At 51.6% G+C, this 16574-nt stretch carries 14 protein-coding genes and 1 tRNA gene; 3 read left to right on the top strand and 12 right to left on the bottom strand.

From position 1 onward, the window contains the following. Nucleotides 1-36: 36 nt before the first annotated feature. The 3 genes from GA0061077_RS00330 to GA0061077_RS00320 all read right to left on the bottom strand — a co-directional run bounded on the left by GA0061077_RS00330 (nt 37) and on the right by GA0061077_RS00320 (nt 1809). Nucleotides 37-237 carry a hypothetical protein gene (locus tag GA0061077_RS00330; protein ID WP_091846970.1) on the bottom strand — a complete coding sequence of 67 codons (201 nt, stop codon included), beginning with the start codon at nt 235-237 and terminating at the stop codon, nt 37-39. A gap of 150 nt (nt 238-387) precedes the next feature. After that, nucleotides 388-1518, bottom strand: a complete 1131-nt coding sequence (locus GA0061077_RS00325; RefSeq protein ID WP_091846969.1) for an endonuclease/exonuclease/phosphatase family protein — start codon at nt 1516-1518, stop codon at nt 388-390. 218 nt (nt 1519-1736) lie between these two features. Then, nucleotides 1737-1809 (bottom strand) — tRNA-Arg (locus GA0061077_RS00320). Between the two features lie 267 nt (nt 1810-2076). On the opposite strand from GA0061077_RS00320, the gene GA0061077_RS00315 reads away from it, so the two are divergent. Continuing rightward, nucleotides 2077-2841, top strand: a complete 765-nt coding sequence (locus tag GA0061077_RS00315; RefSeq protein WP_091846968.1) for a DUF4391 domain-containing protein — start codon at nt 2077-2079, stop codon at nt 2839-2841. Between the two features lie 41 nt (nt 2842-2882). Here the strand turns inward: GA0061077_RS00315 and GA0061077_RS00310 are convergent, their stop codons facing one another. After that, nucleotides 2883-3395 (bottom strand): very short patch repair endonuclease, encoded by a 513-nt coding sequence (locus GA0061077_RS00310; protein ID WP_267886409.1) that lies wholly within the window; start codon nt 3393-3395, stop codon nt 2883-2885. A gap of 307 nt (nt 3396-3702) precedes the next feature. Between GA0061077_RS00310 and GA0061077_RS00305 the strand changes: the two genes are divergently transcribed. Next, complete coding sequence (locus GA0061077_RS00305) at nt 3703-4758, top strand: Gfo/Idh/MocA family protein (protein WP_091847532.1); 1056 nt, start codon at nt 3703-3705, stop codon at nt 4756-4758. 62 nt (nt 4759-4820) lie between these two features. Here GA0061077_RS00305 and GA0061077_RS00300 read toward each other — a convergent pair whose 3' ends face one another. The 6 genes from GA0061077_RS00300 to GA0061077_RS00285 form a co-directional block, all read right to left on the bottom strand. After that, entirely contained in the window at nt 4821-6266 is a 1446-nt protein-coding gene (locus GA0061077_RS00300) for a hypothetical protein (RefSeq protein WP_091846966.1), read from the bottom strand. Nucleotides 6267-6804: 538 nt separating this feature from the next. Beyond that, on the bottom strand, nt 6805-7179 hold the full coding sequence (locus GA0061077_RS06920) for an alcohol dehydrogenase catalytic domain-containing protein (protein WP_200754429.1): 375 nt from the start codon (nt 7177-7179) through the stop codon (nt 6805-6807). Next, nucleotides 7145-7246 carry an alcohol dehydrogenase catalytic domain-containing protein gene (locus GA0061077_RS07185; RefSeq protein WP_200754428.1) on the bottom strand — a complete coding sequence of 34 codons (102 nt, stop codon included), beginning with the start codon at nt 7244-7246 and terminating at the stop codon, nt 7145-7147. Before GA0061077_RS07185 ends, GA0061077_RS06920 begins: the two co-directional genes overlap by 35 nt. Before the next feature lie 30 nt (nt 7247-7276). Continuing rightward, nucleotides 7277-7405 (bottom strand): hypothetical protein, encoded by a 129-nt coding sequence (locus GA0061077_RS07110; protein ID WP_267886408.1) that lies wholly within the window; start codon nt 7403-7405, stop codon nt 7277-7279. Between the two features lie 174 nt (nt 7406-7579). After that, entirely contained in the window at nt 7580-8452 is an 873-nt protein-coding gene (locus GA0061077_RS00290) for an aldo/keto reductase (protein WP_091847531.1), read from the bottom strand. Between the two features lie 129 nt (nt 8453-8581). Next, the gene (locus GA0061077_RS00285; protein WP_091846965.1) at nt 8582-12616 is read right to left on the bottom strand and encodes an ATP-binding cassette domain-containing protein; all 4035 of its coding nucleotides are present in this window, start codon (nt 12614-12616) and stop codon (nt 8582-8584) included. 470 nt (nt 12617-13086) lie between these two features. Between GA0061077_RS00285 and GA0061077_RS00280 the strand changes: the two genes are divergently transcribed. Then, a complete protein-coding gene (locus GA0061077_RS00280) occupies nt 13087-14085 on the top strand; it encodes a response regulator transcription factor (protein WP_091846964.1) in 999 nt (332 codons plus the stop codon). Nucleotides 14086-14324: 239 nt separating this feature from the next. On the opposite strand, the gene GA0061077_RS00275 is transcribed toward GA0061077_RS00280, so the two are convergent. Then, on the bottom strand, nt 14325-14984 hold the full coding sequence (locus GA0061077_RS00275; RefSeq protein ID WP_407640887.1) for a peptide deformylase: 660 nt from the start codon (nt 14982-14984) through the stop codon (nt 14325-14327). A gap of 98 nt (nt 14985-15082) precedes the next feature. Beyond that, a complete protein-coding gene (gene glmM / locus GA0061077_RS00270) occupies nt 15083-16471 on the bottom strand; it encodes a phosphoglucosamine mutase (protein WP_091846962.1) in 1389 nt (462 codons plus the stop codon). Nucleotides 16472-16574 lie beyond the last annotated feature (103 nt).

Below are 16574 nucleotides of genomic sequence, written 5' to 3'. Positions count from 1 at the left end.
TTATTCCCCAGTCGCAGAACAGAGGCCATTGATGTTTCAGCCAAAGAATTCCTTGATTGCCTTCTCCACACTGTCGCCCATCAACTTGCCGGTATCGTTCTCTGCTTTGAACAAACGCTGCAGGAGCATGTCGCCCTGTTCGACCGTCAACGACTTCCCTGCTTCCTTGGTGACCTCAAGCACTTCACTGATAGTGGTGACTTTGGAAAGCTTCTCTACCAACGTTTTCTGATCCATGAGTACTCCTCATTGTAATCTCACTTGCAAAACTGGGCATCCGCTGCCTGACTTCGATGTTATCACTAAGGTAGATGAAGCTCTTCGCTTGCACTAACTTGTGCATCACGACGAAATCAAGAAACCCATCGGTACTGCGAACTTGGAGATTTATTGCACCATGATGGTGGCCAACAATGCGTCGTGGTCAGACCCTGGAATTGATAAAGTGCTGACCTGACCGGCCACGAGGCCTTGGTCAAGTACGATGTGGTCAATGCCTGCGAATTTGGGAACTCCCGCCATATCAGACGGCCAAGTAAACACCAGTCCGCGCCCAGCACTCTGGGCTGCATCATGGAATCGAGAGCCGAGGATATTGCGCAATGGCGTGTGATCGGTAGTCGAGTTGAAATCTCCCATCAACACATATTTGACATCCTCGCGAGATTTCATTCTGGCGACCTCATCGAGTGAAGTGCGCCACCGGACCCAGCGGCCGGGCTTTGGTGACGTGGTATGAACGGACACGAATCGAACCTGCGTCTTTCCCCCAGCGAGCGAAACCGTGCCACCCGGCATGAACGATGCAGCAGAATCAACGTCATCATCGGAAGGAGAATCCAAGGCCACCGCGGAAAACAGCGCATTGCCGTACTTACCGTCCGACGAAGAGACTTGGGAATAAGGCAGATAATCGTGAATGCCTTGGGATTTGAGATCATTGATGAATGAACGTGTTGTCTCCTGTAACGCCAAAACTTCAACTCGCTGGTCACGCACAGCCGCAATGATGGCCTTTACATCCGCCCTACCCCGATAAACATTCGCCGTCATGACGCGCGCATATCCGTCGTCGATGTTCGCCTTTCTGCCGCTTACCGCCGTGATTGCAGTGTCACCGAGATGACTTTGCGGTACAAAATAGGGGTGTTGCCACCATCCTTGCAACCCTACACACATCAGAGCAAGCAACGCCGCAAACCATCGGCGAGAAACCAGAGCCAGGACCAGGGACACCAAACCAGGCAGCACAAACCAAGGGGTAAACGCCGCCACTACAGGCACATAAGGCAACGATTGCAACTCTTCCGGCAACGCACGCGACAGCGTGCCCAACAGAGCGACGACCAGCAACACCCAAGCAATAAAACCAAACACGAAGCGTCTACACCGCTGAAGGAAACTCCGCGACTTTCGCACAGACTTTCCGTTCCCTTTGACGGGTTTGCAGGTGTCGCCGTTCACTCGTTTCTTTGCGGCGTTGCCGGACTTTCCCGACTGGGCCCGCGCCTTGCTCATCGCATCCCCTCCTGCACTCAGCACACTCCAGCCATTTGACAACTCCAATGATTGACGTTTTAATCATCCTGTCAAATAGAGCCGTACACCGCGCAAGTATCCGCTCGAACGCGAGTACTCTGCTCTATCAGGACACAAAGTAAGTCAGACAAAGAAGCGAAACTTCGAATGTCTCCAAGCCGGCAAACCAACCGGGAAATCGACCGATGCAAAACAAGTGCCCGGAATCAGATTCGAACTGACGACACCCGCTTTAGGAGAGCGGTGCTCTATCCCCTGAGCTATCCGGGCAACATATCGTATTGTACACGGAAACATGGTCTGCGCGCCACGCGCAAGCCGCCGCCTCATCTCTGTTTCTTACCTGCGCCGCTCTTAGCGAAGATGCCTATGTGTGACTCACACGGCGAATCTGAACGGCGTATGCTCGCTCCACATTTAAGCGCCTATACTTGTTATTGAAACCACGAGCAAGTGCCGACCCGACGTCGCTTTAGACAACAGCGGACACGAATATTACGAACTTAACGGTAGCGGCATTGAAAAGAAAGGCCGACAATGACTGTGGCACACTGTGAGACCGTCAGCGCAACCTCACTGGGATTGCCTGATTCCTGCGCGATTCCTGAGGCAAAAAGCGTACTGCCCAAGCAGATGTTCTATCTCAAACCACCGGTTTCGTCTCGCCTCAAGCAACATTTCGTAACCGATATCGACTCGATTACAATGCTGGCATTGCTGCGACCTGGCACCCTCAACGCCGCCGCAGGAACCAAGGTAAAAGAAGTTCTTGTCATGGGACTGCGGCAAACCGGCGCCGATGCCCCCGTCGAAGTTATGGAGCATATCGCCAAACTGCGTTCGTCGTCCAATATCCTATTCGTCTGCGTACGCGATGCCACACTTGCCGACAGCGAAGATGATGCCGATAGTGATACTTTGGGAAACCAGAGCAGCAAGTGGCAAGCGTGCTCTGCATTTCAACGCAAGCTGCCTGTACGCCCCGGACATCAGGATGAGGCGCAGATGCAGACATACAAAAGCGATTGGTACGATGCGGCCAGCATGCGATTAAGTTTGAACGGCCAAACGATGGACGACATGTGGCAAAGCCTGTGCGCTCAGGTCATCTTTGGTGACGCCGATGGAAACAACCTCGAAGAGCGTCTTACCAGGCAAGAAACGATGATCGAGCTCACGAACCAAATCGCTAAACTTGAAGGTGACCATTCACGCGCGAAGGACGGCACGAAGCGAAACGAAATATTCGTCAAGCTTCATAAGGCAAAGAAGCAGCTTGACGAGCTAAAGTCTCAGCGGTAACCGGTGGAATCGTAGCTGTCACCGTCAGTTGGCGACGACAGTTACACGAGCACTGGCAAATCACCAGCCGACTCGGCACCAACATCTCCGCTGTCATCTTCGCCCACAATCTCGCGATAGAGTCGCTCGAGCCTCTCCTCACGGAGTTTGACTGTCAGTTCACACTCCCAAACGACGAGCACACGCCACCCGTCACCCTCCAATTCGGCACGCTGCCGAATGTCGCGCTCATGGTTGCGCACCAACTTCGCCGTCCAGAATTCAACATTCGATTTAGGCATCGAAAATTTCGAACAGCCTTCATGCATATGCCAGAAGCAGCCGTTGACAAAAACAATGGTGCGGTATCTGGGCAATACCACATCGGGACGGCCGGGGTATCGCTTGTCATTCTTGCGAAACCTCAGCCCACGTCGGAAGAGATACGACCGGACCAAAACCTCAATTTTTGTATCTTTGCCGCGAATACGTGACATAGTGTAACTGCGCGTACCGCGCTCGTACTTTTTAGGTTTTACCGTTTTCTTTGACTTCGTCCGCTTCCTTAGTTTCACGGATGTTACTGAAGCGTCAGCGCCAACGACTTTCGAAGGTTTCAGTGCTTTAGCGCCACTTGTGCGTGGGCACTCACCGTGCTCGAGGACCGTGTTGTCCAAATCCAAAGCAGTCCCCCATCGATAAATTACCAAATTCCTTAACGCCGTATCGTTCCATTTCACGATTAATGGGCGACAAACATAACCCAGGGCTCCTCACTATCGGCGCACGGCCAACCTCAGCGATCATCAACATCGGAATGTACACCTCCCTGTCAATGATGGTTATAAACGTTTCGTAACCATGAAGCACGGGGAGGTTCCCATGAGCAGGTTGAACGGTAAGCGAGCCGAAGCACAGAAGCAAGGGTTGAAAGTCAACGTCGCGATTCTGGGAGCCGGACGTATCGCGCACACCATGGCAAATACGTTGGCTGAAATGACTCGCGATTCGCGTTATAGCAGCCTTATCGAACCTTATGCCGTCGCCGCACGCGATGCAGACCGCGCTGCCGATTTTGCCGAAAAGTACGGTTTTGACGTATCTTACGGTTCTTATGAAGAACTCCTGGCCGACCCGGAAGTCGACCTTGTCTATATCGCCACACCGCATGCGCTCCATGCCGAGCAGGGCATCGCATGCCTCAAGGCAGACAAAAACATCCTCGTTGAGAAGTCATTCACTGCGAACGCAGACCAGGCACAGCAACTGCTTGAAGTTGCAGACGAGACTGGCCTGCTGTGCACCGAAGCCATTTGGACGCGCTATTTGCCATCGCGCGGCATCGTGGCTGACCTCATCACATCCGGAGAAATCGGGCAAGTGCAGGCGGCCACTGCCAATCTCTGCTACCCCACCACACACAAGGCCCGCATAACCGACCCCGCCATGGCCGGTGGCGCGCTGCTCGACGTTGGCATATACCCGCTGAACTTCTTCGATATGGCGCTTGGCCGCGACACCAGCGATCGCACCATCGCAGACATCGAGACTTCGACGGTACCTTACGAAACCGGCGTGGACGCCATCGATTCGATTACATTGCGCTACGACGACGGTGTGCTGGCCACAGCGAACGCCTCAATACTCTGCGCATCCGATCGTTCCGGCACTATCTGTGGCACCGAAGGCTACATGGTCTGCCAAAACATCAACAACGTCGAAGGCATCGACCTCTACGACCTCGACCACAAACTCGTTCGCCACATCGACGTCCCCGCACAAATCACCGGCTTCGAATACGAGGTAGCCGCAGCCGCCAACGCCATTCTCGACGGCAAACCCGAATGCACGCAGATGCCCCACGCCGACACCCTACGCATGTTGCGACTCATGGACCAAATCCGCAGCATCTGGGGACTGAAGTATCCGTTTGAGTGATGCTTAAACAAATAAATGGGTATCCCGTTCTGACCGGAATACCCAAAATCAACGCGTCGGCTCTACAAAATGCCAAATAGAGCCATTTTATAGGCATTTTCCGCGGCAGTATAACTCATTGCTGACTTACCGATTTTTTGCGGATCATAACCACAGGGATCAAAGACTTCTTTGTACTGTGCAACAATCTTCGGAAGATTTTGCTCCAAAAATCCTTTAGGCTCCTGCAGCCAAATCACTTCATCCGATTCAACTTTGATTAAAGTGGTAAGACCGTACACCAACGGAACAATAAACCCTGCAGGGTTTGCAATTTCCACCGGTTGCTTTCCAAAAGGCGTATATTTTTTCGTGTTCTTTGATTCGGGATTGAGACCCTTCACAGCGATAATTTTCCCATAACTTCCATGCGCCCTGTTATAAAGGTCAGGAAAATGCGCGTAGATGTAGTCATACAGTTCTGGAATTTGTACGGCTTTTTCAAACGCACTATATACAAGAGGATTATTCAACTCTGCCGTATAATCATTCGTTCCACCGGTTACATTTGGTGAACTCATAAATCGATTGAATATTGACAGGCAACTTCCTTTGCCGCTGTATAGTTGTTGAGGGGAAGGCGCCTCAATCACTTTACCTTCAGCGTCCTTAAAGGATAAACATCCACTTCCGTCACCAAACTCAGGCAATTTTCGCAATACAATCCACGTCAGAGCGACGATGTCAGCAACTTTTACATCACCGCCATCATTAGTTTTCCATTCAACTCGGCTATTAACCGCAGGATTCTCATATTCCAACAGCTTGGCAAGGTCTTCAAAATATCCCTTTTGATTCGCTTTAGCGCCGGCAGTCAACTCGGCATTGTTATTTCTCGCCTCACAAATCTCGAGGATATTATGCCGGAAAGCATCCACACAAATGTCATCATCCGGATCAGCTGGTACCAGAAGTTCCAGAGGAACATAGAAGGATAAATCACCTGCAACTTGAGGATTCGACACAGTCCCGTCCTCATTCTTCCGAACCGCTTCTTGATATTTTTGAATGTCATTCCGATGCTCTGACCAAAGAATTTTGAATTCACGCCATGTTTTTGGTCCCCTAGGGATTTTCTTCCCTGTGAAATCAAGTGCACGACGCAAAATCAGAAGACCAATTGCCAACGTGTTATGCCCGCCATCAAGAATTCCTTCAATGTTCGTATTGTCAAAGAAAACCCGGACACGGCCACGTTCAAGTAATTCATAATCGGATGCGCCGAGCAATATGCCTTTTGTTTTGAACGGGAACAAAGACACATCATCTTCAATGGACTCTTGAATCGCATTTGTTACTCGACCTTCTTTTGAAGATCGCGGATTAGCCTGCAAATCAAGCTTATCGATGAGCGGAATGAGATATTTGGCTCTTGCCATCCCAGCGATTTTGCTCGTCTCGCCTATCGTCTGCTGGACAGACTGTTCAAAACGCAGAACGATGCCTTCATCATTATATTTTATTGACATAACTACTCCACTCTACTAGCGGATAGTATGGAATGAGAGAAACAATATTAAACTCTATACTCCAAAATCTATCCAGATTTTCCAGCCACCGTCCGGTGACTAATAGTGATTATAGTTAACATTTTTTAATATGTCAACTTTGTTGTCGCCTATGCAAAACGAATTAGGAAAAATGCGAGCGTTAAATAGTTTCGTGCAGCAAATCAAGTCGTCACATAACGATTTGGAACCAACTAACGCAAAACACAAAATTGGTTCTAATCGCCATAAACCGCTCTTGTCATTGATTGTGATCTATTTTAACGTACAACGAATTCTCTTTCCGAAAATCAGAACTCAGTGATGAATGAGCGGATGACTTCGCCCTTTTCAGCCGGACATAGACCTCATCGATCTGGCTCAGGTGATGTGCCGAGTGCCGATGTAGGCATGTTCAGACGCCCGCCAACAGCGAAGTGTGCGTACGTCAGAGCATACATCAGACAACCTGAACCCGCGCTGATGGGCCAGTAAATCTGCAGCAGGGTTAACCTCAACGTCAGGCTTGGCCAAACCCGATGCAATAAGCCGTACCGTCAACACCGAGCATGTCCCAGCACTGTTTCATGGTGGCGCAACCGATGCACTCAGCCTCGCCCCACTTAACTTTGTTATTAATAACAGCGATCTGATTCTCATGAATCAAAACCTTCTCGGCGAAACCACCCGCGCCAAACGCTTGGATAATCGGACGTCCATCCAGACAGGACAAGCGCGACTTCTCGCTGGGCTTACGTACGCATCCCTGCTGTTGCAGGCAGGACTTCAGATGAACGTTGAGACAGTTGAAACAATGTCTGCATACTTGTTCCAGCGAAGCAACCACACGGTCACCGACCTTAAAACCTCGCACTTCCGGGCCCGATCGACTCAACGACGCCCGCTACTTCATGGCCGATGACCACAGGGAACAGGAAGAATTGATCTTCGTCCTCGACCAAATGCAGACCGGAATGGCACAAACTGCTTGCCTATACATCGACAAGAATCTCAGCACCAATGGGATCGTCAATGATGATTTCTTCCGGCTGAGCAAAACCTTTGCCCAAACCGTACACGATCGAAGCTTCAATCTCTTGTGGCATAAGAGCATCCTTCATCACAGCACTGTAATGTTGCCCTTTCGCTCTACAACTTTGTTGAGGAAGAGAACAAGAACAATGGGGCATTTGTTACCAATGATACATTTGCGGTAAACCCATCATTCATCAGCATCCGTGGGCCGTTCCAATCGACCACGAGTAGAATTCCCCTGCGATGAGGAAGCTTCGACTTTAGGCATAGGTGAAGGTCATTGGGTCGTGGCCGGCACGGACAGGGCCGTCCAGTGCCTCGATTTCGGCATGCTCGGTGGGGGTTAGCGCGAAGCCGAAGAGATTGAGATTTTCGCGCTGACGCTGCGTGTGGACGGATTTGGGGATGACGATGGTGCCGTTTTCGATGTGCCAGCGCAGGATGACCTGGGCTTCGGACACATCGTGGGCCGCGGCGATGCGCGCGATGGTGCCATCTCCCGCATTCAGATCGGCACCTCGCGCCATTGGCGAGTACGCCTCTACAGCGATGTCGTGCTGTTTGCAGAACGCAACTACCTCGCGTTGCTGCCATGTCGGATGCAGTTCGATCTGGTTGACAGCCGGCCATTCGCCGATCTCGCGATGCAGGCGTTCAAGATGCTCCGGCATGAAGTTGCACACACCCAACGTACGAACCCGGCCTTCTTCGCGCAGCCTGACGAACGCTTTCCACGTTTCGCCGGATCGCCAGTCGAATGGCGTGGGCCAATGCAGCATGTACATGTCAACATAATCGAGACGCAACTCGTTTATCTGGCGGTCGAATGCCTTCAAGGCGCTGCCATAACCCTGCTTGGAATCCTTGAGTTTCGTGGTCACCCACAGCATCTTGCGCGCTTGCCCGGCATTGAATCCCGTTTCTGAAAGCGCACGTCCGACACCCGGCTCATTGTCGTACCCCGCCGCCGCATCAATATGGCGATATCCGACGTCAAGCCCTGACTTGACGACACTTGTCACATCATCGTCGCTGATGCGCAGCATTCCCAAACCAACCTGAGGAATGCTGTTACCATCCCGCAATACAACACTTGGAATTTCGGCAGTTGCCCTACGTTCTTCGATGCCCATTGCCATTGCTCACTTTCATCCCTGCTGACACCAACACTACTAGCCGACCCCATCCAGCACAGCCGAAAACAACGCAACACAGCTGAAAATATAGCTAGGGCTCAGTCCCGCAAACTACACATCCAAGACCTACAGCGTAATTACACGATCGGCAATCTGCATGGTCGAGGCCCGGTGTGAGACAAGCACGATGGAAACAGGACGTTCGGAGGCCAGTGTGTTAATCGAACGAAGAATCACCGACTCATTCAAAGAGTCCACCTGACTGGTCGGCTCATCAAAAAGCACCAGCGAAGCGTCGGTTAGGAAAACCCTTGCCAAGCCGATACGCTGACGTTCCCCCTCTGAAAGTCGGCTGCCAAGCTCCCCCACAGCAGTATCCAACCCATCAGGCAGCGCTTCGATAACACTGGCAACCGAAGCCCGTTCCAACGCCACGTGCAAATCCGCATCTTTAGCTTGCGGATTCGCAATCAATAAGTTGTCGCGCACCGTGCCATCAAAAAGATACGTCTCTTCACCCATCATCGTCTCGATATGACGCCGATAATGCGGTTCAAGACCCGGCAACGGCCCACCGGAAAAATCAACCGACCCCTGCTGCGGATCCCAGTAACGCATCATCAGTTTCAGAATCGTAGATTTGCCACGTCCCGAAGCACCCTGAATTCCAAGAATACCTGAGTGCAAAGTCGTTAAATCAAAATCTTTGAGTACCAACGCCGGTGATGAAACCATCTCGGAAAGCGATGAATTCGACGGATAGGCGAACGTTACGCCTTTAAGAGAAACAGTGTCGAATTTGGGTTTATCCGTACCGTTTTCCTGCAAGACAGGATTCTCATCGAACAATCTAAACAAGCGACGCGCGGCAGCAAGCGGTTGCGTGAGGCTCCCCGGCAAGATGTCCAGCGCAAGCGTGGGACCGAACGAGCCGAGAACAAGGACAAACGCGACCAACGATTGAGCGATGGACAGAGGATCGGCTTGAACAACACCAAACACCATCTTGATTGCAACGAAGCTGAACGCAATTGCCGAAACAGCTCCAAGCGCTTCGAATACGCCGTTTTTACGACTCAATCGACCGTTGAACAACCAAAGATTCCTGTCATCCTGCACAATATCCGACAAGCGACGAGACCCTTGGTTGAACCGGATAATCTCGTCGATACCGCGCATGTCGTCAATCAGACGGTTACCGAGCCGTGCGGAATTGTCTCGGATTCTGTCGCCGATTCCACGCACATTGTTCGCATAGAAACGCGGCAGCACAATCCCTATGAATATATGAGCAACGATGAGCAAAAGCGCAAAATACGGATCAAGCGTCCACAACAAAACCGCGAAGACCACGGAAGTTGAAACGGCGATAACCGCCGGCGAGACGGCACCTGTGAAAAACATTTCAAGCGATTCTATATCGGCAGTCATTAATGCAGTGAGATTGCCATTGCCATGACGCTTGAGTTTCGCTGGCGCAAGACGTCGCAACGCCTCAAAGGTCTTGGAACGCAGCAACGAAAGCACACGAAAACTCAAGTTATGATTCATATATTCTTCGGCGTAACGCATCAGAGCACGCAATACCGCACACATTGCCATCGCCAACACCGAAAGACTCACACTCATTCCCCATACGGGATGCCCAAGTGCGGCCATCAACGCAAGCACGCCGGAAACCGGCAGGAACGTACTCGCAAGGCAGCCTACGACACCACACACACTGGCACCTACCATTAACGGCGCGAGCGCGCCAACGCAACTAAAAAGTCGAAGCATGAGACGGGCCGTTCCCATAGCTCTGTCATCATCATGCGGCCGACCGGCGATATCCGACGTGACATCGACATGCTCTGCATGAACATCAGTCGTTCCCGCACCGACGATTTCATCGTGTCCGTTTGATGAAGAGGAGTCTGTTGCACCTTGAGATGTCACCGACGATGCCGAATTCGGACCCTTTTCGATACGACGTCCCATCGCGTTTTCTTCTGAATACACTGCAGCCCTGGCGAATGCGGGACCAGCATGTGCTACATCAGCGGGTACATGTCCAGACGAGGAACGGAACACATTTTCGCCATCCTGTTTGCGTCCTGATCCACTCGAATCACAAGAGGGCTTTTCATCTTCATGTCCGTCTTGGTTCTGGTAATCGAGCAGCGCAAAATCGAAAGGCCTACTCACTGCATCGGCACGTGGCACCTGCCCAGCGTATGCACTCCCCCAACTTTTACGATGGGATACACGACCAATCGACTCCTGGGTGCGGAACATCGTGGCATAGCGGCCGCCCGAAGCCATAAGTTCGGCATGCGTACCGCTCTCAACAACTCGTCCGCCGTCGAGAACGACGATATTGCCGGCATCAACGGCTTGGTTGAGACGATGTGTGATGACGATAACCGTTCGAGACTGTGCCAATTCCCGGATTGTCCCATTGATAAGACGCTCGCTGTCCGAGTCGACGCTGCTGGTAGCCTCGTCGAACACGTAAATGGGGCTATCTCGCAACAATGCCCGTGCAATGGCCAAACGCTGCCTCTGCCCACCTGAAAGATTGTTTGCATCCGCTTCGATGACCATATCCAGCCGCTCAGGCTGGGAATACACGAAATCGTCGATATGAGCACCTTCCAGCGCCAACCACATCTCATTGGCCGTTGCATCAGGTTTCGCCATCAGTAGGTTCTCCCTAAGGGTGCCCGCGAAGAGATGACTATGGGAATCCACTACCGTTACCGCTTCCAAAAGCGATCGGCGCTTAAGACCGTGCAACTCGCAGCTGCCTACGCCACCGAAAACCCTATATCCAAGTCGAATGGATCCTTCGTAATCACCACGTTTGCCGGCAATCAAGGATGCGACTGTGGACTTCCCGGAACCGCTGATGCCGACTATGGCGGTGAACCCGTTCGGTCGTGTAGTAAAACTGACCGAATCCAGCGCCTTGGGCTTCGTCTTTATGCCGAATTCGCCATGATTCTCCGCAATCGATGCTTCTTGCGAGTCCTCTGGAATGAAAAGACGATGAATCGGCAAGGTATCGTCGTTGTCTTCACCGATTGAACCGTAGGTGTAGCTGACGTTGCGGAACGTCACTGAGCAGCCTTCGATACCCTGCGGCAACGCAGATTGCCCGTCACTGTATACTGGCACATCTAGCAGTGCATAGATTCGCCGCACAGCAGCGATTCCGTCCATCGCCGTATCGGCAAAAACACCAAGTCGACGCAACGGCACGAAAAACATCACGCTAAGCAGTATTGCCACCAACGCCGTGGCTAATTTCAAGTGCCCTGAAGCAACTTGCCAAACGACTATCCCGATGGCACCGACTGTGCCACCATATGAAATCAAATCCATCACCAAGCGCGAGAACTGTTCTATTCGCAATACCTTCATGGACGACTTGCGGAAATCTTCGGATTTCTGATCCATACGTTGCGCAGCAGCCTCATCGGCATCAAAGGTTTTTAGTGTTTCCAGACCCTGAACATTGTCAAGAAACGCAGCACCCATGTCGGTGTAGCGGTCCCAATATTTACTGTACGCGCGCGAAGTCAGCACGGAGACCAAAACAACGATGCCCACAATCAACGGAACACAAATTAACAGCACACCAGCAACCGGGGCACTAAGCGGCAGCAACACAACGAAAAAAGTCAACGGGGCCAAGATAGCAAAAGCCAGCTGTGGCAGGAACGAGCGGAATAAGCCCTCTATCCTATCGACGCCTTCGGTAAGCGACTGCACCACGTCAGCGGTTTTGACATGTTCGCAATAAGTCGGCCCGAGATCAAGCATCTTATTGTACAAACGCTCTCGCAACGATATTTTGATACGAGCCGACGCCTCTGTACCGAAAAAATGCGAAAAACGAACGGCCAGATACTTGACAATCACGATAGCGACGAGCGCAAAGACGAACGCCGAATAACCATTAGGCACCGCTTGAAAATCCTTCAACAACGCGCTTATTGCAGAGGGCTTTCCCCGGTCATTAACACCGGCAAGCACAGGGAAAAGCTTATCGAGAAGACCCACAAAAATGAAGATGCATCCAATATCAGCCAGCAACGAAACCCATAAACTCAACACTTTTGCGACGACAAACGCGCCACTTCGTGGAACCAGGGTGAACAGCCGACGATCAAACATGAAAAACCTTTCCGAGACGATCTGCAGAAAGCATCCAAATAGAGGCGCGTCTCAGATCACACAGAGCCACTATTACACAATAGTGTGAGTCGAACACGATCCCAATCCTGAGCGAGATTCGTTACAAAAGTACTATACTTACGGCACTTTGCGACCGTCATATCCAAGTAACGCCAATGCTTTCTTTAATCGACGTTTACTGCGCAAGAACTTTATGCCAAGTAGGCCACACACCTCACGAGACCCTTATCGGCATTGCAATTATCGACAACCTGAACGATAAGGACGGAAAATAACCCAAACGGACTTGAACGCCCCTAAATCGATCATGCGTTAATAAGCGGCATACGTTTAAGCACTACAAATAGCGAAAAGTCAAATTGGGAGTCAAAAATCGAAAGAAAATCAAGATATCTTGAAATTTTACATATTGATTGGAAATTGCATAATCTGTTATATAGGGTTGAAGCATGAACAAAGAACGACTACCGCAATCACGGGATCTGCATATCGCCATTATTGACGATGACCCATGTGCGTTGCACTACGAGACAGCTCTGCTCAGTTTTTTGCAAAATCGCAACGGGTGTCACTTTAAAATCTGGAGCACCACAAAACTTGAAGACGGCATACAAAAGTGCTTATACGATATCCATCCCGTCGATGTCGTCATTTTTGACATGTCCTTGAACAATGAAACCGGTCGCGACATTCCCCGTGAACTCAAAAAGGCACGCCCTGATATCATCGTTATCGGCATCACGCCGCACATCAAAGATTATCAACTCGATACAGGACGTCTTTCACCGTTACGATGCATCCTCGATAAAGCAGACCTCAATCGCAACATCTTGCGCATCCTCAATCGCCTCTATCAGGAAAAAATCATCTGGAACCATCCATACACGGAGAACAGAAGACTTTCCAATTCCCCACCAACCTCCCATCAAGCAACAATTCGCAGCACCTCAGAGCAACCGAACACAGACACATTCCCCTCATTCTCCGCCCAACATCACAACGCAAAGATATCAACAGCAAAAAGCAACATATCCGCAAATGGGCCAAACTCGTCTACGAAGAAAAATCCTCTGCAACAGGCACCCACGGCATCTCAAAGAATATGCTCCCCGCAACGTAGAGGGGAAGATCATATACAAAACGCAGACAAGGAACAATCCCGCAATCTGTCTACTTTTGGACCGGAAACACTTAATCTTGCGCAACAGATGAACAAGATGAACACAACATCCCTTGCCACATCACCGGCGATATCACTGACACCGACAGAGACGCATGTTCTTAAACTCAGCTCTATCGGACTCGATCCGAAGGACATCGCCAAACGCCTTGGCGTTTCCGTCAACACAATCTATTCGCATCGCAGTCACATCATGTCCAAGTGCGATACACGCACCTGGGCAGATGCCCTATCCGTCTGCCTCTTGCGGACCGGAACAAGCGGATAGATACACACTCAACTCAAGGACACATCGTCGATTACGATCACATCATTGCCAGCCAATTGTATTCGACGCCGAACACAGTACCCTCATGACCACAGCAGCTATCTACACTCGAAACCAGTAAAGAAAAGAAATCATATGGGTGAGGATGAAGCCCGATTATGCCTCATTCTTACCCATGCTCGTGTCACCTGCCGTCTCGCATACACGAACTTGCAATGGCGGACATTGGCAAACAGTGATCAGACCAATTTAAAGCCCAATTCCTCAGCAGCTTGCGTTGGAACAGGATCCTCACACCAGAAATCCTCAAGATTCTCATCGGTTGCCAAGGAACGAATCTCGGCTTGATCGATGTAAACTTCGCCGCTAAGATGATCGGTCTCATGCTGGAAAATACGGGCAGGCCAACCATGCAACCGCTCCTCGTGCTTATTGCCATCCTCATCCTGCCAACGGGCAACGATATCGAGCCAACGACGACGAACCGCCTGGTATCCCGAAAAACTCAAGCAACCCTCGTAAAAGCTTCTCTGTTCGGAACCGACCGGCTCATACGTAGGATTGATAATGACGCGGAACGAAAGTTCAGCGATTTCACGCGGATCACGACCATCGTCGGTCACAGTCGATGCGTCAGCATCATTGTCGACTGCGGCAAAGCCTCCATCACTCTCGACTGCATCGGCATCAACGAAATCATCACCGATCGCTTCCTGGCTACGAACATGGTCTTCAAGCACGGCAATGCGCATTCCCAGACCAATCTGGGGAGCAGCAAGACCAACGCCTGGGGCTTCGATCATGGTCGCACGCATATACTCAATCAACTTGGCAAGGGTTTTCTTGCTCAGCTGCCCATCATATTCAACGGCATTCTGGCGCAAGACCGGCTCCCCCATCTGCACGATGGGAAGCACCTTGCCTTTGCCTGCCGATTTCAGCAGCTGTTCTACGGCATGATTGAGCTCAACATCAACTTTGGAATTGCGAGAAAACATCAGAGCGCGAGCTCCTCTGCAACCACGGACGCCAGACGCTGGCAGACCTCATCGGCCTGCTGCTGCGCCTCGGCCTCAACCATCACACGAACCAACGGCTCGGTGCCACTGGGACGAAGCAGCACGCGGCCAGCGGAACCAAGCAACTTCTCCTCACGCTCGATGGCTTCCTGCACCTTGGCATTCGTGGGTGCGGCTTTCTTATCGACATTCGGAACATTTATGAGCTGCTGCGGCAACTGCGGGAAATCTGCGGCCAAATCCTTAAGCGACTTGCCGGACTTAACAACCTCACTGCACAGGGTAAGCGCGGTCAACGTGCCGTCGCCAGTGGTCGCAAACTCACGGTTGATGACATGTCCCGACTGCTCACCACCGAGTGAATAATCGCCCTTCAGCATCTCCTCAAGCACATAGCGATCGCCCACGCCTGTCTCAACGGTAGAAATGCCCATGTCTTTGAGCGCAAGCTTGAGGCCAAGGTTGCTCATCACCGTGACCACGAGCGTGTCATGGTTAAGCTTACCTTCACGCTTCTTGGCTCGAGCGAGAATACCCATCACCTGATCACCGTTGACCATATTGCCGTCTTCATCAACGGCCAGGCAACGATCCGCATCTCCATCGAACGCCACACCCATCGCAGCACCGGAGGCCTTAACCATAGCCTGCAGCTGCTCGGGATGTGTGGAACCAGCCTTTTGGTTGATGTTGTAACCATCAGGCGAAGCATTGATGACCAACACCTCGGCCCCAGCACGGCGCAAAGCTTCGGGAGCAACCACGGAAGTCGCACCATTGGCGCAATCGGCAACAATCTTCAAACCCTTAAGCGGCTTCGGCTGGGTCTTGTCCGGCGCAATCGGCGCAATGGACGCAACAAGATGATCAATATACATATTGGTCGCCGTATCGGAGTCGCGGCTCACACGCCCCACACCTGCACCCGTCGGACGATCCCATTCCTGACCGAGCACCGCCTCAATCTCGTCTTCTTTCTTGTCAGGCAGCTTGAAACCGCCACGGGCGAAGAACTTGATGCCATTGTCGGGCATGGGATTATGAGAAGCGGAAATCACAGCGCCCATTTCAACGTTGAGTTCGCTGGTCAGATATGCCACACCGGGAGTAGGAATAATACCGGCATCGATGACATCGAACCCGCCAGCGCTCATGCCGGCAGCAAGCGCAGAAGAGAGAAAATCGCCGGAAACTCTGGTATCACGTCCGATCAACGCACGACGTCGCCCCTCACGGTGCTCTTCTTCGGTTCCCGAGGCATCGCCCAGTACCCGTACTGCGGCGTCGCCCAGGTCGAGCGCCAACTTTGCAGTCAAATCCCTGTTCGCAAGTCCGCGAACCCCATCGGTACCAAACATATTGGGCATGCTGTCACATCCTCCGTCTGCAAGAACATTATCTGTAGCTATTCTATGCAGAAACCAACACGAAACGGGCAAAGAAAAACAAATGCTGCCCCATTTCCACGCA

It is taken from the genome of Bifidobacterium commune (assembly GCF_900094885.1).
Taxonomy (GTDB): domain Bacteria; phylum Actinomycetota; class Actinomycetes; order Actinomycetales; family Bifidobacteriaceae; genus Bifidobacterium; species Bifidobacterium commune.
This window is presented reverse-complemented; position numbering and strand designations above follow the sequence as displayed.